The organism is Amycolatopsis thailandensis (assembly GCF_002234405.1).
GTDB classification, from domain to species: Bacteria; Actinomycetota; Actinomycetes; order Mycobacteriales; family Pseudonocardiaceae; genus Amycolatopsis; species Amycolatopsis thailandensis.
Genome location: NZ_NMQT01000077.1, coordinates 16,292 through 35,803 on the forward strand (window position 1 = coordinate 16,292; position 19,512 = coordinate 35,803).

The 19,512-nt window shown below is 70.6% G+C and carries 11 protein-coding genes; 8 read left to right on the forward strand and 3 right to left on the reverse strand.

Annotated elements, in window-relative coordinates; all coding sequences use genetic code 11:
• Positions 1 to 79: 79 nt before the first annotated feature.
• Positions 80 to 1,327, reverse strand: a complete 1,248-nt coding sequence (locus CFP71_RS22165) for a helix-turn-helix transcriptional regulator (RefSeq protein ID WP_093935861.1) — start codon at positions 1,325 to 1,327, stop codon at positions 80 to 82.
• A gap of 196 nt (positions 1,328 to 1,523) precedes the next feature.
• Positions 1,524 to 2,909: a helix-turn-helix transcriptional regulator gene (locus tag CFP71_RS22170; RefSeq protein ID WP_093935862.1), complete on the reverse strand. Its 1,386-nt coding sequence runs from the start codon at positions 2,907 to 2,909 to the stop codon at positions 1,524 to 1,526.
• A 191-nt stretch (positions 2,910 to 3,100) separates the two neighbouring features.
• Between CFP71_RS22170 and CFP71_RS22175 the strand changes: the two genes are divergently transcribed.
• The 4 genes from CFP71_RS22175 to CFP71_RS22190 all read left to right on the forward strand — a co-directional run bounded on the left by CFP71_RS22175 (position 3,101) and on the right by CFP71_RS22190 (position 7,245).
• Entirely contained in the window at positions 3,101 to 3,730 is a 630-nt protein-coding gene (locus CFP71_RS22175) for a type VII secretion system-associated protein (RefSeq protein ID WP_093935863.1), read from the forward strand.
• A 64-nt stretch (positions 3,731 to 3,794) separates the two neighbouring features.
• Complete coding sequence (locus CFP71_RS22180; RefSeq protein WP_093935864.1) at positions 3,795 to 4,253, forward strand: SsgA family sporulation/cell division regulator; 459 nt, start codon at positions 3,795 to 3,797, stop codon at positions 4,251 to 4,253.
• A gap of 155 nt (positions 4,254 to 4,408) precedes the next feature.
• Positions 4,409 to 6,661 carry a hypothetical protein gene (locus tag CFP71_RS22185; RefSeq protein WP_093935865.1) on the forward strand — a complete coding sequence of 751 codons (2,253 nt, stop codon included), beginning with the start codon at positions 4,409 to 4,411 and terminating at the stop codon, positions 6,659 to 6,661.
• Positions 6,658 to 7,245, forward strand: a complete 588-nt coding sequence (locus tag CFP71_RS22190; protein WP_093935866.1) for a type VII secretion system-associated protein — start codon at positions 6,658 to 6,660, stop codon at positions 7,243 to 7,245. The genes CFP71_RS22185 and CFP71_RS22190 overlap by 4 nt, the downstream gene beginning before the upstream one ends.
• A 1-nt stretch (position 7,246) precedes the next feature.
• On the opposite strand, the gene CFP71_RS22195 is transcribed toward CFP71_RS22190, so the two are convergent.
• Positions 7,247 to 9,955: an AAA family ATPase gene (locus tag CFP71_RS22195; protein ID WP_093935867.1), complete on the reverse strand. Its 2,709-nt coding sequence runs from the start codon at positions 9,953 to 9,955 to the stop codon at positions 7,247 to 7,249.
• A 691-nt stretch (positions 9,956 to 10,646) separates the two neighbouring features.
• Here CFP71_RS22195 and CFP71_RS22200 point away from each other — a divergent pair.
• Genes CFP71_RS22200 through mycP form a run of 4 tightly spaced genes read left to right on the forward strand, consistent with a single transcriptional unit; the run spans position 10,647 to position 19,507 of the window.
• The gene (locus tag CFP71_RS22200) at positions 10,647 to 13,232 is read left to right on the forward strand and encodes a helix-turn-helix transcriptional regulator (protein ID WP_093935868.1); all 2,586 of its coding nucleotides are present in this window, start codon (positions 10,647 to 10,649) and stop codon (positions 13,230 to 13,232) included.
• A 40-nt stretch (positions 13,233 to 13,272) separates the two neighbouring features.
• Positions 13,273 to 15,681: a right-handed parallel beta-helix repeat-containing protein gene (locus CFP71_RS22205; RefSeq protein WP_093935869.1), complete on the forward strand. Its 2,409-nt coding sequence runs from the start codon at positions 13,273 to 13,275 to the stop codon at positions 15,679 to 15,681.
• A gap of 59 nt (positions 15,682 to 15,740) precedes the next feature.
• A complete protein-coding gene (locus tag CFP71_RS22210; protein ID WP_093935870.1) occupies positions 15,741 to 18,266 on the forward strand; it encodes a hypothetical protein in 2,526 nt (841 codons plus the stop codon).
• Entirely contained in the window at positions 18,263 to 19,507 is a 1,245-nt protein-coding gene (gene mycP, locus CFP71_RS22215) for a type VII secretion-associated serine protease mycosin (RefSeq protein WP_093935871.1), read from the forward strand. Before CFP71_RS22210 ends, mycP begins: the two co-directional genes overlap by 4 nt.
• Positions 19,508 to 19,512: the final 5 nt, after the last annotated feature.

Sequence of the window (19,512 nt, forward strand, 5' to 3'; positions counted from 1 at the left end):
CCACTATCAGGGCGGAAGAACCCGATCGGTCTAAACGGAGGGAATCACTTCGCGAACGAAACTCGTCGTCGGTCCAGGCTCAGCCGAGGTCGAGACCCGGGGCCAGCAGCTCTTTGCGGCTGGAGAGCCGGAGCTTGCGGTAGACGCCGGAGAGGTGGAACTCGACCGTTCGTACGGTCAGCTCGGTTCTCGCCGCGATCTCCTTGTTGGTGAACCCGGCCCTGGCCAGACTGGCGACGCGAAGTTCTTGCGGGCTCAGCGACTTGCGGGGCGGGGCGTTGTCCACCTTCCGTTGCTCGACGGCGACTTCCCCGGCCAGTCGGCGGTTGCCGATCTCGTGCGCGAGCTCCGTCGCGAGCGAGAACTGACCGGCCGCCCGGGGGGCATCCCCGGCGGCGTCGAGGGCACGCCCGAACTCCAGGCACACCGTGGCGAGCTCGACCCGGGCACCGGCGACTTCGAGCAGCTGGACAGCGTCGCCGAGCAGCGCGACCTCCTGGCCCTGGCCTGCGACCATGGCCTTCACATACAGGGCGTAACCGACTCCGGCCGGGGCGCCGCAGTGCTTCGCGGCTTCGTATTCACCCTCGGCCAGCGAACGGGCGAGGTCCGGACGGCCGCATCCCGCGGCGGCGAACGCGGCCATGGCGCGCCAGTGCAGGACGGCCTGACTGGCCATGTGCTCGAAAGCATGGGTCTCGCCGCAGGTGACGAAGTCGTTCAGTGCTTGCTGATACCGGCCTTCGGCGAGCCGGACCGTGCCGCGAGCTGCCAGCAGCAGCGGCCGGTGGGCCGAGGGACGCCCGGTCAGGCCGTTGAGATCGCTTTCCTTGGCGAGGGTCGTGGCTTCTTCGATCTCGCCCGCCCGGACCAGGGTCTCGAGCTGCCAGGCCAGGGCGAGGTGCCGCACGCTGCGCGGAACACCGGGTCCCAACAGCCCTGACAACCTGTCCCGGGCGCCGGCCAGATCGCCTGCCAACCGGGCGATCTGAGCGCGGACCAGCGGCCACACCAGATCGGTGGCGGGGCCTGCCGGTCCGGTCCGGCCGGCGAGGCGGGTGCAATGTGCGTCGAGCGCTCGGATGGCACGGGCGATGAGCAGCACGGACACCGCACGCCACACGCAGCGGAGGTCGTTCATGCACGGTGCGGTGGCGAGGGCCCGGTCGGCCAGCTGGGTCGCCAGGTTCCGGTCGATACCCTGCAGGCCGACCGCCATGGCTTCGGTGGCCAGGCAATCCGGGTGCAGGGGCGCGGGAAGGAATTCCTGAGGCTCGTCGTGCCCAGGTGTGACCGCCGACGTCGTGTGGTCGAAAAGCTGGGTCATCGCCTCGGCCTCGTCTGGACTCGCGCCGTCATCGGACTCTCTTCGGCCATCGGTAAGTCCCCGCTCTTGCTCCTCGATCTTCCGTCGTGTCACGTCCGGACCGTCGATCCGGACATTTGGTCAACGACGTTAGGCCGCCCTTGACAGCGCGTCAACTGCGGAAACCGCCGTTGAGACAACTTTTCACCTCGGATCGTTACAGCGGAGGAAAGAGGACGGAGCGGAGTCCGCCGCGTCCGGAGATACCGAGCTTCCGGTAGACCGTGGACAGGCAGAGTTCCACCGTGCGGAGGGAAACGTGCAGCCGTCCTGCGATGTCCTTGTTTCCGAAGCCCAACCTGGCGAGATAGGCGACCCGGAAGTCCTGGCGGCTCAGCTCGCGGTAACTTCCCCCGTCGCCCCAGTTCCGGAGCGCGGTGTCGATGCGGTCGACCCAGAACCGGTTACCCGATCGGGTGGCGAGGTGCCGTGCCGCGGAGAAGGCCTGCTCGCCCTCGGCGAAGTGGCGCTCCAGGCTGAGTTTGGCGCCGAAGTCGTACCAGAGGGCCCGCAGGTCGGCGTTCGCTCCGCCGGTTTCCAGCAGGGCGGCGGCGGTGTGCAGGGGGTCGGCGCCCTCGTAGCTGTCGGTGATGAGGGCGTCCACCCCGAGCGCTCTGCCGATCGGATTGGGAGCGCCCCAGCGGTTCGCCTCCACGACCTCTTCCCTGGCGAGCGCGAGCGAGATGTCCCGCCGCTCGATGGCGTAGGCGTTCCGGGCCGCGGCCGAGCGCCAGGGAATGACCGCGGGGTTGATCACGGACCGTTTCAGCAGTTCGCGCCCGCAGGCCATGAAGTCCCCGAACGCAGCCTGCGGGCTGTCGACGGCTTGGTGGAGGAGTCCTCTCGACCACAGCACCTCGGCACGGTCGCCTTCGTCGTCGAGCGGGCCGGTCAAGCCGTTCCGGCGAAGCAGGTCTCCGGCGTCTTCCAAGGCGCCGAGGTCGATCAGCGCGGCGACGGTCCAGGCCACCGCCAAGCCGTGCTGCTGGCTGTGCACACCGGCGGCGAGCAGTCCGGTGAACCGATTGGCCGCGGTGGCCGAGTCCCCGGTCAGGAACGCCACCCTCGCGTGCAGCACCGCCGCCGCGTGGCGATGGCGCTCGGAACCCGACCGTGTGGCGTCGTGCACCGCTCTCGCGCAGTGCTCCCGCGCGGACTCGAGGTGATCCGCGTACACGAGAGCCAGCACCGCATACCAGAAGGTGCCCACTTCCCAGCGTCCAGGCGAACTCAACGCGGTTTCCGCGGCTTCGACCGCTTCGTCGAGCTCGCCGATGCGGTTGACCACCGACAGCGCCTGCATGGCGATGGCGCGTTCGTCCGGGACGATCAGCCGTTCCCCGGCGGGCAAGGACTGGCCCGGCCGGGGGCCACCGGCGACATAGACCAGGTCCGCTAGTTCGGCCGCGATGACGCCGGTGGGTTCGGACTGCAGGAGCCGGACGCCTTCCAGTGCGGCGTTGTTCGCTTCACTCCAGCGGCCCAGCCTGGCGAGTTCGGCCAGGGCGCCACGGTTGGGAGCAAGGCGATCGGCGGGTGGCATCGCTCCTCCGGGGGTTCGAATCGGGACGGTCCAGCGATGATACCTGTCACGGAAAGTGACGTGAACCGAACCGTCGGTGTTCGATCGGGTGCGCTTTGGGGCGGGATGCACTGAACGTAAACGCGGAATCGCGCAATGGGCTGACCTCGCTGCCTAAGGTGCTCGAAAAACTTCGGCCGGAGAGGATGAGGATGATCGGCGAGGAACCGACGGATCCGGAAGGCAGGCTGCTGCTCGTCGACCAGTTCTGGTACCCCGATCCGGATGACGACGAAGAGGACCCGCCGCCGGAGGCGATCATCGGGCATTGGCCCGTTTCCGGCGACGGTCAGCTCGGCACCTTCTCGGCGAATACGGACTACCTGCCGTCCGACGAGGAATCCCCGTCGGATCCGCTGGACGCGGTGCTGCACATGCTGGTGGACGGCGAAGCGAGGTCGGCGCACCTGCAGGTGATGATGGCCGGCTGTCCGCTCGACGTCGCGATGAACGGCGACGGCAGGCCGATGGTGCTCAAGGAAGAAGACGGCACCCTGTCGCTGGTGGTGACCACCGGCGACGCCCATCGGGAACGGTTCCGCGCGCCGGACGTCCGGCGAACCGATCTCGCGGGTTTGGTGGACATGCTCGGGGAAGAGCACGACGTCGTGCTCAACCCGGGCGGCCCGTCCGCGACGCGGCTCGCCAACGGGTTCGTGCGCTCGACGGCCGAGTTCGGAGCCGACGAACTGGACGCCATCACCCAGACATTCCGCGACATCGAGCAGCTGGTGATGACCGGATCGGAGTCCGCACTCGATCAGGCCGTCGCGACCACCTGAGGTTTCGCCGTCTCCAGTGCGCCGAGTAGGGCTGAAATGAAGTCACACCAACGAAAATCCCTTCATGAGTGAGTACGTACTGCCACCGTCCGGCCCGGGCGGCGGGGCCGGCTATTCCACTTGCAGCCATCCGATGGATTTCGCGGTCCTTTGCGTGGTCAACGGACGCGCCGAGGTACGAGGGCATTTCAGTTACGACAGCCGGGACCCGTACACGGTTCGGGCCTTCTTCGCGCAAGGCGAGGACGATTTCGTCGAATGGGTCTTCGGGCGTGATCTGCTGGCCGACGGGCTGCTGAGACCGGCTGGGCACGGCGACATCCGGATCCGGCCGTCGTCCGACGACCACGCGCTGATCGTGATCGAGCTGACCAGCCCGTTCGGGACCGCGGTGCTCGCCGCGCCGCGCCAGGCGCTGGAGGAGTTCTTGGCGTGCGCCGCCGAAATCGTGCCCTTCGGTGAGGAACACCGGCTGCTGGACTGGGATTCGGAGCTGGAGCGCCTGCTCGCCGGAGAGCGCTGAACGACACCGTGTGTTCGTGAGGGAAGTCCAGCCGATCCCGCGGGTATCCGGGGAACGAGGTTCTCCGGCGGCCGGGCCGAGGGCACCATTTCTCGCGGACACGGGGTTTCCCCGCCGTCCGGACGGACTCGTCGGACCTGCCCGAAGGAGCACGTGTGTCCATTTGGAAAAGGCTTCGCGCACGAGCCGGTGCGGGGCCGAGCACCAAGCCCGAAGCCGCGGCCGGGATCGAACGAACCCCCGCCGGTCATGTCGAGATCGTCCACTTGGCGGGTGCGGTTCCCCATCGGGCCCGTCTGTTCGCGTCGTCGCTGGCGCCGGATCCGCATCACCGCCTGCTGGTCGTCGACCTGCCGGAGAGCGAGCTGGAAGAACTCGCCGGTGTACTCCCGGTGGGAACGCGAGGAGTGCGCCTGGTTCCCGTCCCGTCGGGGCAGGACCTTTCGTGGGTGGACGGCCAGTCTCTGGCGGAAACCCTCGGAAGCGCGGTCCTGCTCCCGCACGGGACGGTGCGGCCCTCGCACGCGGGTGTGTCCTTCGACGACCCGCTCACCGACGGCCGCTGGGTGCGGTACCGCCCCGGAGCCGAGGCGACCTGGGCGGGCCGGAGGTTGCCGCAGCCGTCCTGGGACGTGCCGGGTTCCTTGGCCGAGACCCAGGTGCTCGGCAAGGACGTCGTCGCCGAACCGTTGCCGTCGGGCGTCTGGTTGCGGGCGGCGGGCGACGATCGGTGGATCCGCGCCGCCCGGGCCAGGCTGACTCGCTGGGTGCCTTGCCGGTCCGACGAGATCCTCGTCGCGCTCGGCGCCGAAGGCCTGGCGCCGTTGCCGATCGACGTGGTTTCGCGATGGTGGGAATCCCTCGTCGGGCCGCGTCGGGAACTGCTCCGCTTCGTCCAATTCGGACCAGTGCGGACCGCCGCCGGGAAGTCAATGGGACAGGCGCTTTCCGACTCGACCGGCGCGGAGATCGTCGTCTACTGCGGCCTGCCGGTGCATTCGGTGAACGGACCCGAAGTCGTCGCGCTGCGGCCCGACGGCTCCCACGGCTGGCCGATGTTCGCGCACGCTCTGGCCTACCGGCCACACGGCACCGACGAGACCGGCCCGGTGGCGCCGGTCTTGCGCGCGTACCGGAAACCGATACCGAGGCTGCCGAAGGTCGCCGCGGGGATCTACCGGTACGACTCGGACACCGTGGTCGAGGTCGTGCCGGCGGGACTGTGGGTCCGTGGCGAGGACGAGCCCGCTTACAGCGACTTCGTACGTACACTGCCGCCGGACCCGCAGGCGCCGACCGTGTTCCACAACGCGTCGGACGGGGAGATGACCGCGCATCACTGGCAGAGCGCGGAAGAAGTGGCCGAGAGGCTACGGCAGACCACCGGGGCGGCGGTGCGGGTGGTGCCCACCGACGGCATCGAACCCGCCCCGTCGACCAGTTGGGTGGCTCACCCCGGAAAACGGGAAGCGTCCGGCGAGCCGAAGATTGCCGCCCCGGTCGCCGAAGAGCAGGCAGAGGCGGAGGAGCCGCTGGTTCTCTTGATGCAGCTCGTCGGCGGGAACCAGGACGCGGACACCGAAGACGCCGGGTCGCCTGGTCTCGGCATGGCCGTTCTCGAAACGGACCCGCCTGCTGAATCCGACGAAGCCGAAGATCCCGAGCCGATCCACGCCGCACCGGACGACGCGTTCGTACCGGAGCAGGGCGCTTCCGCCGACTCCGTGCCGGACCCCGCCCACGATCGCGCGCTCATCCGGGAAACCTGGCCGGAGCATTTCGCCGGTGCGGCCGATGCGGAAGACCAGGACGCGTTCACCGATCTGATGGCGGCTCGGTTGCACCTCGGTCCATTGGGCCGTGAAGCCGGGATGGACGCGACCGGTCCGCTGGCCGCGCTCGGCAGGCGCGCGGCGGAGGGGATCGTCGACCTGCCTCGGCACCGAGGGGCGACGGCCGCGACGGTCGCCCCGGACAGGGACCAGTGGGCGTCGCTCGACGGGCGTGCCGTCCTGGTCGAGCCGGGCGTCTGTGCGATGTCCCTCGCGCCTCCGCCGATCGGGGCCGGAACCACCGATCTGCTCGTCTGGTCCATGTCCGGACGGTTGGTGGAACGGCCCGATGGGACAGGGAAGGGGGTCGTCTTCCCGCCGGGGACCTCGTTCGCGGTCCTCGACGTCGTCGAACCGGCGGACGGCCTTCGAGGACGAGTGCTGCTGAGGGAACTGAGCGATCGCGAGCTCGAGAAGCGCGCGCGTTCATTGGACGATCTGATCCTGTCGTCGCTGCGGCAGTCCGCCGAACGCTGGCGCCGGACCGAAGCCGATGAGCCGACGCCGGACGGCGAGGTCGGCCGCCTGCCGGGCATGTCCACCGGATCCGTGCTCGAAGGGAGCCTCAGCCGATGACCGGGAAGCAGGACACGGCGCCGACCCTGGTCGAGTTGTTCGACGGCGGCGAGGTGAAGCTGCTGCTCGATCCCGCCTGGGCCGCGGAGAACGAGGACGACGCCGAACCGCCACCGGACGCCATCATGGGCGGCTGGGCCGTGACCGCCGACGGGATGTGGACCCGGTTCCGGTCCAATCCCGACTACCGGCCGCGGTCCGCCGACGCACCGCTGGATCCGGTGGACGCCGTGCTCCGCGCGATGGCCCGTGGCACCGGCGAAGACCTCACCGACGACCTGACCACCACGCTGTTCGACACGGTGTTCGGGGTGGCCGTCGACGAAGAGAACGTCGCCCTGGTGCGAAGCGCGCCGGACGGTGTCTCCTCGGTCCTGGCCACTACCGCGTACGGGCACCGCGGCCTGCTCGATGTTCCCGGCTGGGTGGAGGTGACCCTGCCCCAGTTGGCGGCCGCCTTGCCCGAAACCGGGGTGGACGTCCTGCTCAATCCCGGATCCCCGGCCGCGATGCGGGTGCGGGCCGACGTGATCAGGGCGACCGCCGAGTCACCGGACGGTGTCCTCGACACGGAAAAGCGGTGAATCAGGCGGATGGTGCTCCCGTCTCGAACTCGCCGTTGAGCAAAGCCTTCGACAGTTCGATCCGTGACCGGTGGCCGGTTCGGGAGGCGAGCCTGCTCAGCCTTCCTTCGACGCTCTTCTCACTGGTGCGCAAGGCCGACGCGAGTTGCTTGTTGCTCAGGCCCTCGGACATCAGCACCGCGAGCAGATGTTCGTTCTCCGCGACGGCTTCCTGACGTCCGGGCACCGGAATACCGCGTTCACGCATGATGCTGCGGGTCCGCGCGCGCACGAGCAGGCAACCGTGCGCACCGAGGGTCTCGTAGACCTCGCTGAGCCCGTCAGGATCGGCGACCCCGTGTTTGATCAGCTTGGCCTGGATCTTGGTCTGTTCGAGCGGCTGCCCGCGTTCACCGCAGCGGCGCAGGCATTCGGCCGCCGCCGCGCGATCACCGGTCACGATCGCGCGGACGAACAGCGCGTGGACGATGTTGCGGACGGTCGGGGTGGTTTCCGCGAGCCGTTCGATGTCGGCGAGGCAGCGTTCCGCGGTCGCGCGATCGCCCAGATCGATCGTCAGGTCGGCCAGCAGGGCCCAGACGAGGTCCAGGCCGATGACGATCCCGCGTGCCTCGGCGTAGGCGAGGGCAGCGCGCACCTTCGCGGCCGCGCTCACCGGATCGCCGAGCAGGAGGTCGTATTCCGCGTCGGCGAGATCCAGCAGGTGCGCGAGCACGGGGTTCGTCGACCGTGCGTTGGCGAGCAGTTGCCGGGCGGTGGCGAATTTCCCGCAGGAGGCCAGCATCGAAACGAGCAGATGGTGCATGCCGCTGTAGCCGGCGTCGAAACCGCCACTGGACCGGTAGGCGAGGGCGCGGCGCGCGATGGCGGTCGCCGAGTGGATGTCGCCCTTCAACGCGGAGATCATCACCCGGCTGCTCGGGTGGAGCTCTTCCTCCGGCAGCTCCTCCTCGGCGAGCAGGCTTTCGGCGGGCCCGAGTTCACCGCTCGTCAGCAAACCCGCGACGTGCAGATTGACCTGCTCGGCGTGATAGCGCCGAACGGTGCGCAGCGGCCACCCTGCCCGGTCTTCGATGGAGGTCTCGAAGTAGCGCAAGTCGCCGACGCACAGCCGGGCGAAGCTCCGGTGGAGGCTCGCGAACATCGCGGACGTGGTGTTGCCCGCGGTCCACTGCTCGGCGCCTTCGGCCAGCAGCCGGTCGGTTTCGGCCCAGCGGTCGAGCATGCCGCACGCCAGCGCCCTGGTCACGAGCGTGGCTTCGGGGGTGCCCGGCCAGTGGTGGTGACCTTCGGCCAAAGTGGACAACGGCTCGGTCCGGGCCAGCCGCCCGAGCGCGACCACTGCCGCGGCCTGGAGTTCCTGCGCGGTCCCGGCGGAAAGGTGGTCGGCGAAGTTCTCCAGCAACCGCCGCGCCCCGTGCAGGCTTTCGGCGTACTTCCCCCGGGAATGGCAGATCGCCGTATGGGTCAGGAGGATCATCATCCGCTGCGAACGGTTCTCGGCCAGTTCGACGGTGGCGCCGAGCCAGCGCAGCGCGACCTCCATCCGGTCTTCACTCGCCGCCGTGCTCTGCCGGAGCAGGTGCCCGAGAGCGCGCCGCGAGTCGACGAGCTTGCCCGCGTCGACCACGCGGTCGCTCAGGTAGTCGGCATCCGTACAGACTGCCGCACCCGTCCAGACCGCGGTGACCGCCTTCGCCGCGAACTGCTGCTTCGTGCAGGGCCCCATCCCCGCGATCAGCGAGGAGGCGATCTGCGGGATCACGAATCGCCACCCGCCGTCCGCCCCCTTGTGCAGAACGCCGTGGCGGCGCAGGATTTCGAGGTCGCGGATCACTGCCTCCTCCGCCACCTCAAGCGCTTCGGCGGCCAGTACGGGCATGTCGGGCCCGAGGGGAGCGAGGACGGCCGCGGCTTCGGCGGTGCCGAGCACACTCGGACCGAGTCCCGCGCACATCTCGGTTATCCCTCCGCGTGTCATCGGCGCGCCGGCTCGCGGAGCGGGCACCAGGTAGGCCCGTTTGTCCACGACCCTGACCTGGCCGAGCCGTTCGAGGTGCTCGTAGGCCTCGCGGAAGGCCGCGCGGACCCCGCGGCTCTGCGCGTGCAGGAAATCGACCAGTTCGGGTTCCGGGAGCACACTCGCCGTCGAGGTCACCTCCCGGCCGATCTCCGTCCTCGACATCGGACGCATCCGGAAATGCCGCACGAGACCGGATTTCCGGAGCTCGTCCACCGCTTCCGAGGCCACCGGCTCCAGCACGGGGGTCCGGACAGCGCACACGCAGCGGATCGTGCCGCTCGCCGCGCGGCGGGTCAGGGCGGAGAGGATCGCGAGTGAGTCGGGGTCGACCCAGTGCGCGTCGTCGATCAGCAGGAACGACCGGCCGCCGGGCTGCTGCAGGGAAGCCAGCAACGCCGCCGCCGCCCGTTCGGCCACCGCCTGATCGGACCGAGCCCCCGTCACCGGGCCGAAGGAGGCCAGAGTCGGCTCCCGGGGAACGGACACCGAATCGGTCGCGCCGGTCCTGAACAGCAACGGCAGCACGTCCCCGCGCGCGGTGAACCGGACGGCGGAAACCCGGCCCCCGTCCTCGCGCACCCGGGTACCGAGTTCGGCGAGCGCCGTCGTGCGACCGGCGCCGGCCCGGCCGGTCACCAGCACGAGCGGCTCATCGGATTCGTTTACGGTATCGAACAGATCCTCCACGCCGAGAATCGTCGCCGACGAAGAGGTGGCTTCGAGCCGTTCCTCGCCGCGAGAAGTGAAAATTTCCGGCGATTCTGCCCCTAGGAACGCCGGATGGATTCCCGTGAAGGACTTGGCCCGTTGGAAAAAAGGGCGATTTCGTTCGCTGCGAACTCGTTCCTTCGGTCACCGATATTCGTTTTCCGGTAGATCGTCCCATGGGGTCGGAGAATTTTCCCACCAGACGAGACATGGATTTTGCCTGGTCGGTGTCTCGGCCCATACTGCGTTCCGGGACCTGATTCCCTGTGCCCTGGAAGAGGGGTGCGGGACAAGTGGCCGAGGTGATCGAATAGCATGGCTTGTCGTTGGTGGGAGCAGGAAACCAAGCCGAAACGTCGCGCCAAGTCCGCGAAAGGATGCGGATGCCGGACAGTTCCTGTGTCACCGTCGCCGGCCGAGGTGACGGCGTCGGGTGCCCTTCGTGTTTTCGGTGAAATAGCTCTTTTCTCGAAGGTGGCGTGTCGATCCGATGGCAGCTCGGAGTAGCTCGTCTGGGCATCAGGAGCGTCTCCGGTGCTTTTTCATCCATCGGTTCTGCCCGAAAGAGCATCGGCCGGGCCTGCGGATGCCGATTTCGGCGGATAGAGATTTACTTGAGTCGTGGGTGGTGTGCTGGATATCCGGGTGATGTAGCGGAAAGGACCATGGGATGGCGCGGCAGGGCAATGGTTTTGTCGGACGCCGTGCGGAGTTGACCGCGCTCGCCGGCGCGGCGGCGGTCGCCGCGGGCCCGGCGCCCTTGTCGGTGCTGTCCGGCGAGCGCGACGCGGGCAAGTCGGCGACCTTGACACAGCTCGGCCGTCGATTGCGTGAAGGAGGCGTCACCACCCTTTGCGTTTCGTGTGACAGCCCTCTTCCGGCGTGGGACCGCTACGGGATCACCTTGCTCGTCGCCGCGATCCGGGGCGCCTTCGAATCCTTCGCGGGTCGTCCACGGCTTTCCGAAGCCGTCGACGCCGTGGTCCGCCAGTGCCAGGAGGAGGCCTATGCCTCGGCCTGGGATCGTTACCGGCTGCTCAACGCCGTGGGTGGGTTGTTCGCCCGGCTCGGCGGGACGCGCCGGGTCGTGGTGCTTCTCGACGACGCGGATCTGCTGGCCGAGCCGGAACCGGTGCTCACCGCCCTGCAGCGGTTCGGCAGGCCGGTCGTGGCCGCCTGCACGCCCGGCGGGCCGGTGGCCGGACGGCTGCGCACTCTGGCGGACACCGTCGTCGAACTCGGGGCGCTCACCGAGGAAGAGTCCGAGAGGCTCCTGCGCAAAGCCATCGGCTCTCCGGTCGACATCGCGCTTCGGGACGCCGTGCGATCCGCGCTCGGTCCGCTCTGGGGGAATCCGGGGACCCTGCTGTCCACTGTGGCCGATCTGCGACGGCGGGGACGGCTCGTTCCGGTCTGCGGAGCGGTCTGCCTCCGCGAGCCCGGCCGCGACGTCTGTCTCGCTCCGGACCACCACCTGCTGGAGACGGTCTCGGAGTTCGGCGCGGACGGACGGGATCTCGTGCTGCTCGCCGCCGGGCGGGGCGGCCTGGACATCGACGGTCTCCCGGTGCTCGCGATGGCGACGGGTGGTTCGCCCACCGGCTTCACCCGGCGGGCCGACGCGCTGGTCCGCGCCGGGGTGCTGCACACCCGCGCCCCCGGCCGGTTGACCTGCCTCTGTCCCGCGCTGGCCGCCTCGGTCGTCGAGCAGACCGGAGCGGACCGGGTCACCTGGTTGCACCGCATGATCGCGCGCCAGCTGCTCGACGCGCGGTCCCGGTACTCGCGCCCGATCTCCATCCTCGCCGAGCACGTCGTCGCCGCGGGCCGGGCGCTCGCGCCCCGCCCGGAACTCGTCGGCCTGCTTCGCGACGACGAGGTTCGGCTCCAGCCGTTCGACCGGTCGAAGCTGATCGCCCACCGCTATGCGTCCTGGTGGCACACCGAACCGGGTGGGGAACGTGATCGGGCGTGGACCGAACTGGTGCGCCTGCTGGCCCGTTCCGGTGCGCCGATCGAGCTGGCGGGCCTGCTCCTGGAGCAGGACGGGGGTTCCGGCGGGACGCAGGTTGCGGCCGCGGCCATGGTGTCGCTCTGCGCGGGAACGGCGGTGTCCACCGAACCGCCGGTGGCGCAGGGCCCGGTCGTGAACCGGTGGCTGTCCGGTGCCCCCGTCCGGTTCGAAGACGTCTTGGCGGGATTCGCCGTTCTCGGTGCCCCCGTCGCCGAGGTGGCGGTCGCGGACGCCCGGGTCGAAGCGGCCTGCGCCTCCGGCGACCTGGTCCCCGCGCTCGATCTGGTCCTCGGGCCGGACCACCGGCTGCCCGCGCACGGGCCGCTGGCGGCCTATCACCGCGTGTACGGCGGCTACCTCGACGGTGACTGGGACGAGGCGCTCAGCGCGGCCCGCGAGGTGGAGCTCGACCCCGCTTCGCCGGAACCACTGCGGACGCGGACGCGGCTGCTGGCGGCCGAGATCTGCGGCTGGCGCGGGGACGAACGCGGCGCCGCGGCCTGGCTCGACAAGGCGAAAGCGGCGGAGGTTTCCCCGTTGGCGTGGTGGGCGGCCAAGGGGCCGCGTGTCGTGAGCGGGACGGCGTCCGAAGCCCTGGACGAAGGCTGGGCGCTTTACCGAGCGGGGGCGGGGCTGCCCGACGAAGCGGGGATCCTGCGCTCGCTCACGCGCTTGCTGCTCATCTCGGCGGAGTACCGGGAAGCGCACTGGATTCGCCGGTTGCGCTCCGAGGCCGACGCACAGCACCAACGGTTCGGGTCGCGGTGGAGCGCCGAGGTGACCGCTCTCGCCCATGGCCTCGCCGAGGACGCGCGAGTCGGTTCGGCCGCCGTGGTGGAGCTGGTCCGGGCCAGGGGAGACCGGTTCGGGCTGGCCACCGTCTGCCTGGCGGTGGGCAGGATCGCCGACGAACCGCTCGAACTGCTCACCGAAGCCTACGAGATCGCTCAGGATCTGGGCGCGACCAAACTGGCGGCGGCCGTCCGGCAGGCGATGGCCGACCGCGACCTGACCGTGCCGGTCGTCCGGGCCAAGAGCCTCGAACTGTCCGAGATCGAGTTGCGCATCATCGGGTTCGTCCGGCAGGGACGGACGAACAGGCAGATCGCCGGGAGCCTCCAGATGAGCGAGAAGACCGTCGAAAAGTACCTCACCCGGCTCTACAGCAAGGTGGGCTGCCGCAACCGGTACGGCTTGGCGACGTCCGATCTGGACGGCTGGACCGAGCAGGTCGGGGCATGAGCACGCGAACCGGGACAGGCCCGGAGGAGGAACGCGGAACGTGAACCAGAACGTCATCATGGTCGCGCAGGGGCCGGGCAACGGCTACCGGCGCATCGGCGACGCGGTGGCCGCCGCTCCGCACGGCGCGGTGATCGTCGTGGGGCCGGGCCGGTACGCCGAGAACCTGGTGCTCACCAGGCCGGTCACGATCACCGCCGAGGACGGGCTCGGTTCGGTGCGGGTGGCCCCGCCTTCTGGGGTCGCGGTGATCCTCGACTCGGATTCCGCGGCACTCGCCGGGCTGACGATCGCCTCGGCCGACGAGGAGAATCCCGCGATCCTGGTCGCTCGCGGGCAGTTGAGCGTCTCGGAATGCGCGGTGCGGGCGGAGGGCTGGACGACCGTGTTCGCCGCGGCGCAGGGCACCCTCCTCATGAGGAACTGCGAGATCGGCAACTCCGTCGGCGCGGGGGTGGTCGTCACCTCACCCGAAGGCGGAGTGCTCGACGCCTGCCGCCTGGAAGCGCTCGGGACCTCAGGGGTCGTCGTCGCGGAGGACGGGGTGCTGCTCATGCGCTCCTGCTCCGTCGACACCGCGGCGGGGAACGGGATCTGCCTCAACGGACGCGGAAAGCTGACCGTCGAGGACACGACGGTCGCCCGCGCCGCGAAGCCCGCGGTCGCCGTCGAGCAGGAGGCGACGCTCACCGCCACCCGGCTGACCGTGTCCGACGCCGAAACCGTCGGGTTCTATCTCGCGAGCTCGAAACCGGTGGTGCTGGAGGAGTGCGTGGTCGAGCGATCCGCTGCCGACGGCATCTTCGTGGCGGAGGGATGCGCCCCGGTGCTGCGGGGCTGCGCCGTGCGGACGGCCGGAAACCACGGCGTGCACTACACCGGCCGCGCGGCGGGGACCGCCACCGGCACCGAAGTGTCCGATGTGGACGGAGTGGGCATCGGCGTGAGCGCCCGGAGCGTGCCCGAATTCGACCGGGTCACCGTTTCCGCCTGCACGATCGCGGGGGTGCGCGTCGACGACGGCGCCGATCCGTTCTTCCGCCGCCTGCGAGTGCTCGGCTGTGACGGTGCGTCGGTCGAGGTGACCGGCGCGGCGAGGGGAACTTGGGAGAACCTCGAAGTCGAGGAAGGCCGCGGCGTGGGCATCATGGTGACCGACGGGGCCCGCCCCTCGATCACCGGGCTGAGTCTCAGCCGCACGGCGGACGCCGGGGTGCGCGTGCTGGGCGCCGCGCTGACCCTGACCGACAGCGCCTTGTCCGGCACCGGTGCCGAAGGAGTGCACGCGGGCTCGGGAGCGGACGTGTCGGTGACCGGGAGCCGGGTCCACGGCAGTGCGGGAGCCGGATGCCTGTTCGCCGACGGCGCTTCGGGCACCATCACCGATTCGGAGTTCACCGGTGGATCGGCCGACGGGATCCGGCTGGACACCGAAGAGGCGGTCCGCGTCTCCGGCTGCACGGTTCGCGACAATCACGCGAGCGGGTTGCGCCAGACCCATCCGAATCCGGCCATCGAGGTGCACGGTCTCGTCTCCGGCGGCAATCTGGCCCCCGACGCCTACGGCACTTCCGCTTCGGCGGGCGCGGCGGCTCCCGCCGCGCGGCCGGATCAGCCGGCGGCGGCCGCCCGGAACAGCGTGGCGGACCCGCTGGCCGAGATGCAGACGCTGGTCGGCCTCGCCGGGGTCAAACGGGAGGTCAACTCCCTGATCAACCTCAACAAGATGGCGCAGCGCCGCAAGGACGCGGGGCTCTCGGCGCCGCCGATGGCGCGCCACCTGGTCTTCGCCGGGGCACCGGGCACCGGGAAGACGACCGTCGCCCGGCTCTACGGTCAGGTGCTCGCGCAGCTGGGCGTCCTTCGCAAGGGACACCTGATCGAGGTCGCGAGGGCCGATCTGGTCGCGCAGATCATCGGCGGTACGGCGATCAAGACGACCGAAGCCTTCAACACCGCGCTCGGCGGGGTGCTGTTCATCGACGAGGCGTACACGCTGAGCTCCGGTTCGGGCAAGGGCGGGACCGGCCCGGATTTCGGTCGTGAGGCGATCGACACCCTGGTCAAGCTCATGGAGGACCATCGCGACGACGTCGTGGTGATCGCCGCCGGGTACTCGAACGAGATGCTGAGTTTCCTCGAGGCCAACCCCGGGATGGAGTCGCGGTTCAGCCGCACGATCGAGTTCGCCAACTACACGCCGGACGAACTGGTGACGATCGTGCGGGTGCAGTGCGCGAAGCACGACTACCGGCTGACCGAGGACGCCGTCGAAGTCCTGCTCAAGTACTTCGACGCGATCCCGAAGGACGGCACGTTCGGCAACGGCCGGACCGCGCGCCGGGTGTTCGAGCGGATGACCGATCGCCAGGCCTCGCGGCTGGCCGAGATCGACGATCCCTCGTCGGCGGACATGACGTTGCTGACCGCGGCCGACGTCGAAACCTGAGAGACCGGACCGGACACGGCGCCACCCGGTGCCGGAGCTGGAAAAGCTGGAGCGAGAAGATGGCTGAAGATTCCGCGGCCGCGCTGGTCGCCGACCGCTGCGGGGCGCACCTGCTCGTGCGGGAGCGCCATGAAACCGTGGACCACGCGGGACGGTTCGCGTGGCCGCCCGTCGTGGACGGGCAGTTGTTCGTGCTGGTCTCGCCGGTCGCCGCCAGAAATCCTTCGGTCTTCGGTGTCCTCCCGGATCTGGTGGGGGTCGCCCGGCGGGAGACCGGCGCCCTCACCGTCCGGATCGGGCTTCCCCGGCTGGGGGCGCACACGGCGATCGCGCAGCGGCTCGCCGACCGGCTCGGTACCGACCTGTTCGCCGCGGACGGTGGCTTCCTCGACCGGCCGGGCGCGGCCCTGTTCGCCGGGCACGGGACCGGCGGTACCGGCTGGCGCCTGTTCCGGCCGGGGCAGGGGGCCGAGTTCGGCGGGATGCGGCATCCGCGGCCGGGGTGGGAACTCGCCGTGGCCGCTCAGCCGTTCGTGCGGGGACCGGTCGCGGTGGAGCCGGTACCCGCCGGGCTGGTCGTCCGCGACCTGCGGACGGCTCCCACGAAGCTGTCCGACCCGGTGGCTTGGATTCCGGTGGACCCACGCGCGCCCCGGGTGTTCGTCGGCGGTCAGGGGGTGGCGCCTTCCCCCGCGGCGGTCGCCGAGGTGCTCCGATCGCTGCCGGAGTCCTTCGTGCTCGTTCCAGGGGAACCCGCGGTGGCGGGTTACGCGTGGCTCGCGGAGACCACCTTGCGCCTCGGGCGGGACCTCGTGACCGTTCCGGGCGGGTTCTCGACCGCGGGGCCCGGCAACCGGCCGCCGCGGACGCGGTTCCCGTCGTTCGCCACCTTGCTCCGCCAGCCGATGGGCGGCGGGGACCAGATGGTCCTCGACGTCGTGCCCCCTCCCGCAGGTTGGGAGCGGGTCGGTCCCAGCACCTACGGGCTGGGTGACGTGCGGGCCGACGTCGTGCCCTCGGGCCTGGTCGTCCGCTCCGGAGCTGCGGACCCGGCTTCGACCGCGCTGCCGTTCGATCCGGCAGGCTGGACCCTGCAGCTGGGCACCCCCGGATCCCGGGTCGACCGCGTTCTTCTGCACGCGGTGGAGAAGCTGCTGTCCGGGCTGGACCCCGCCTTGCGGGCACGGGCCAGGTTCCGCGTCGCCGGCGAGCCGGACGACTCGACCAGGGCGGTTCTCTCCCGGCTCGCCGCGACGGGCGGCCCCTCGACGGCGAAGGCCGCACCGCACCGGAATCCGGCACCCGTCGACCCCGCGCCTGCCGCCCCGGCGCCCATCGCTCAGGCTCCGGCCGCCCCGGCGGCGGAACCGGTCACGCCCGCCACACCGCCGAACGCTCCGGCGGTGCCGAGCGCGGCCGCGGCGGCGAGGATCGCGACGATGTCGGCGATGCCCATTCCGACGGTCTCCGGGATGCCGGGCACCCGGCCCGGCCCCGTCGCCGAGGCGCCTCCGGCACGCGGGGAGGAGCCCGCTCCGCCACCGCCCGCCGACCCGCGGCCGGTCACCCCACCGGCGACCGGTGGTCCCCCCAGCGCGCCGGAGCCGTCGCCCTACCCGCCAGAACCGCTCGTGCCGCCCGCCGCGCAAGGCTCTCCCGGACGTGCCGGGACCGATCCGGCGCCAAGCGCACCACCCGTCCCCGTGACGCCGCGGCGCGACCCGCTCTCGGTGGCTCCGGGACCGACGCCGCTGGCGGTCGCCGACCGGGGCAGCAAAGCGACGGAGCAGGCCAGTTTCACCGCGGCGGCTGGGCACGACTTCAGCGAGGCCTTGGCCACCGTCAACGCGGCGCTGGCGACCTGGCCGTCGATGCGGCAGGACGATTCGGCCGGGGTGAAGGCCGATTACGCCGCGGTGTGCCTGTTCCTGGGCGAAGGCCGTGGTGGAGCGCAGGCTGTCAATGGAGCGGTCCGGTCCGGCCAGGAGAACGGCTTGCCCGGTCAGCTCGAGTGCCTGTCCTCGGGGATCCGCCGCCTGCCGATGCACCGGCGGCCGGTCCTGCGCCAGAGCCGGTCCGATGAGCCGGTCGAACCTGGTTCGGTGCACGTCGAGCCCGGATTCCTCACGGCGAGTCTCGACCTGGACGTCACGGTCACCGACGCCGCTGTCGATGTGCTGATCTGGCCCGCCACGGCCCGGCGCACCACGGAGCTGCTGGGCCAGCGAACACCGGACGAAGTGGTGTTCGGTGCCGGAGCGCGGTTCAAGGCGCTGGCGGTGCGCCGCGCCGACGACAGCGAGGATCCGGACGTCGAGGGCCCCCGGGCTCCGCGGATCGCGGTCCTGCTGCGCGAGCTGGCGCCGGGCGAGGTCCCCGGCGACACCACCGAACTCGACGAACGCGATCAACGGGCGCTCGGCAAACTCGACGCGGTGCTGGCCCGGCGGCGGAAGAACACCCTCCGGCTGGTGGACGGTCCCGGGGCGGTCGCCCGGCTGACCAGCCCACTCGTCGAATGGGACGCCGAGACCATGGCGGCACCGGGACGGGCGGGCGGGCAATCGACCGTGATGGCGTCATGAGACCGCCACGGTTGCTCGAAACGACGGCGAGCCTGGCGGCCGTCGTCCTCCTCACCGTTTTCTCCGGTGCCCCGGCCTTCGCGCAGCAGCCTCCGCAGCCGCTGCCGACCGACCAGAAGGGCTGCCTCGGTCCGCCTCAAGGGACCGAACGGTCGGCGCCGTGGGCCCAGCAACGGCTGGCACCGGAACGGGTCTGGCCGCTGACCACCGGGACCGGGATCACCGTCGGCATCGTCGACTCGGGGGTGGACGGCGGTTCACCACAGCTTTCGGGCGGGAAGGTGACCGCCGGGGTCGACGTCACGGCGCCAGGTGGGCGGGCGGACACGGACTGCTATGGCCACGGCACGTTCGTGGCGGGGATCATCGCGGCCTCGCGGGACACCACCACCGGGTTCGCCGGTGTCGCGCCCGGCGCGTCGATCCTGCCGATCCGGTGCGCCAAACTCGGCGAGGACGGCTCCGCGCCGGTCCTGACGGCGGCGTCGCTGGGCGACGGCATCCGGGCGGCCGTGGACGGCGGCGCGCGCGTGATCAACGTGTCCGCTAGCACGACGGTGGACGATCCGAAACTGTCCAGCGCGGTGTCGTACGCGGCGAATCGCGACGTGGTGGTGGTCGCTTCCGCGGCCAACAGCGCGCAACAGGGCGATCCGGTGACCTATCCCGCCGCGTACCCCGGGGTCATCGCGGTGGGGGCGATCGACCGGGATGGCAAGCACGCCGACTTCTCCCAGACAGGGTCCTTCCTGTCGCTCGTCGCTCCCGGTGTCGGGGTGACGAGCATCGGCCCCGGCGGGCCGGGGCAGTGGCAGGGCACCGGGACGAGCTATTCGGCGCCGTTCGTCGCCGGTGCCGCGGCGCTGGTGCGGGCCTACCATCCGCAGCTCAGCGCGGGCCAGGTCAAGCATCGGCTCCAGGTGACCGCCGATCCGCCCGCGGCCGCTCGTCCCGATCCCGGGCTTGGCTGGGGCACGGTGAACGTCGTGGCGGCCGTGACCAGGGTGCTCCCGGAGGAGGCCGGTGTCCTGAGGCAGCTGGCGAGCCCGCCGCCGATGGGTCCCGTACCCGATCCCGAAGGCGAGGGGAACGGTCGAATGGTCGCGGTCCTCAGCCTGGTCGTCGCGGGGGCACTGGCCCTTGTGCTGGTGCCGGCCCTCCGGCTGATGCGTGGCGGCAGTGAACGGAACTGGGCGGTGCGGCGGACGGTGCGCGTCCGGTCGCGTGAAACTGGTCCTTGAGAACC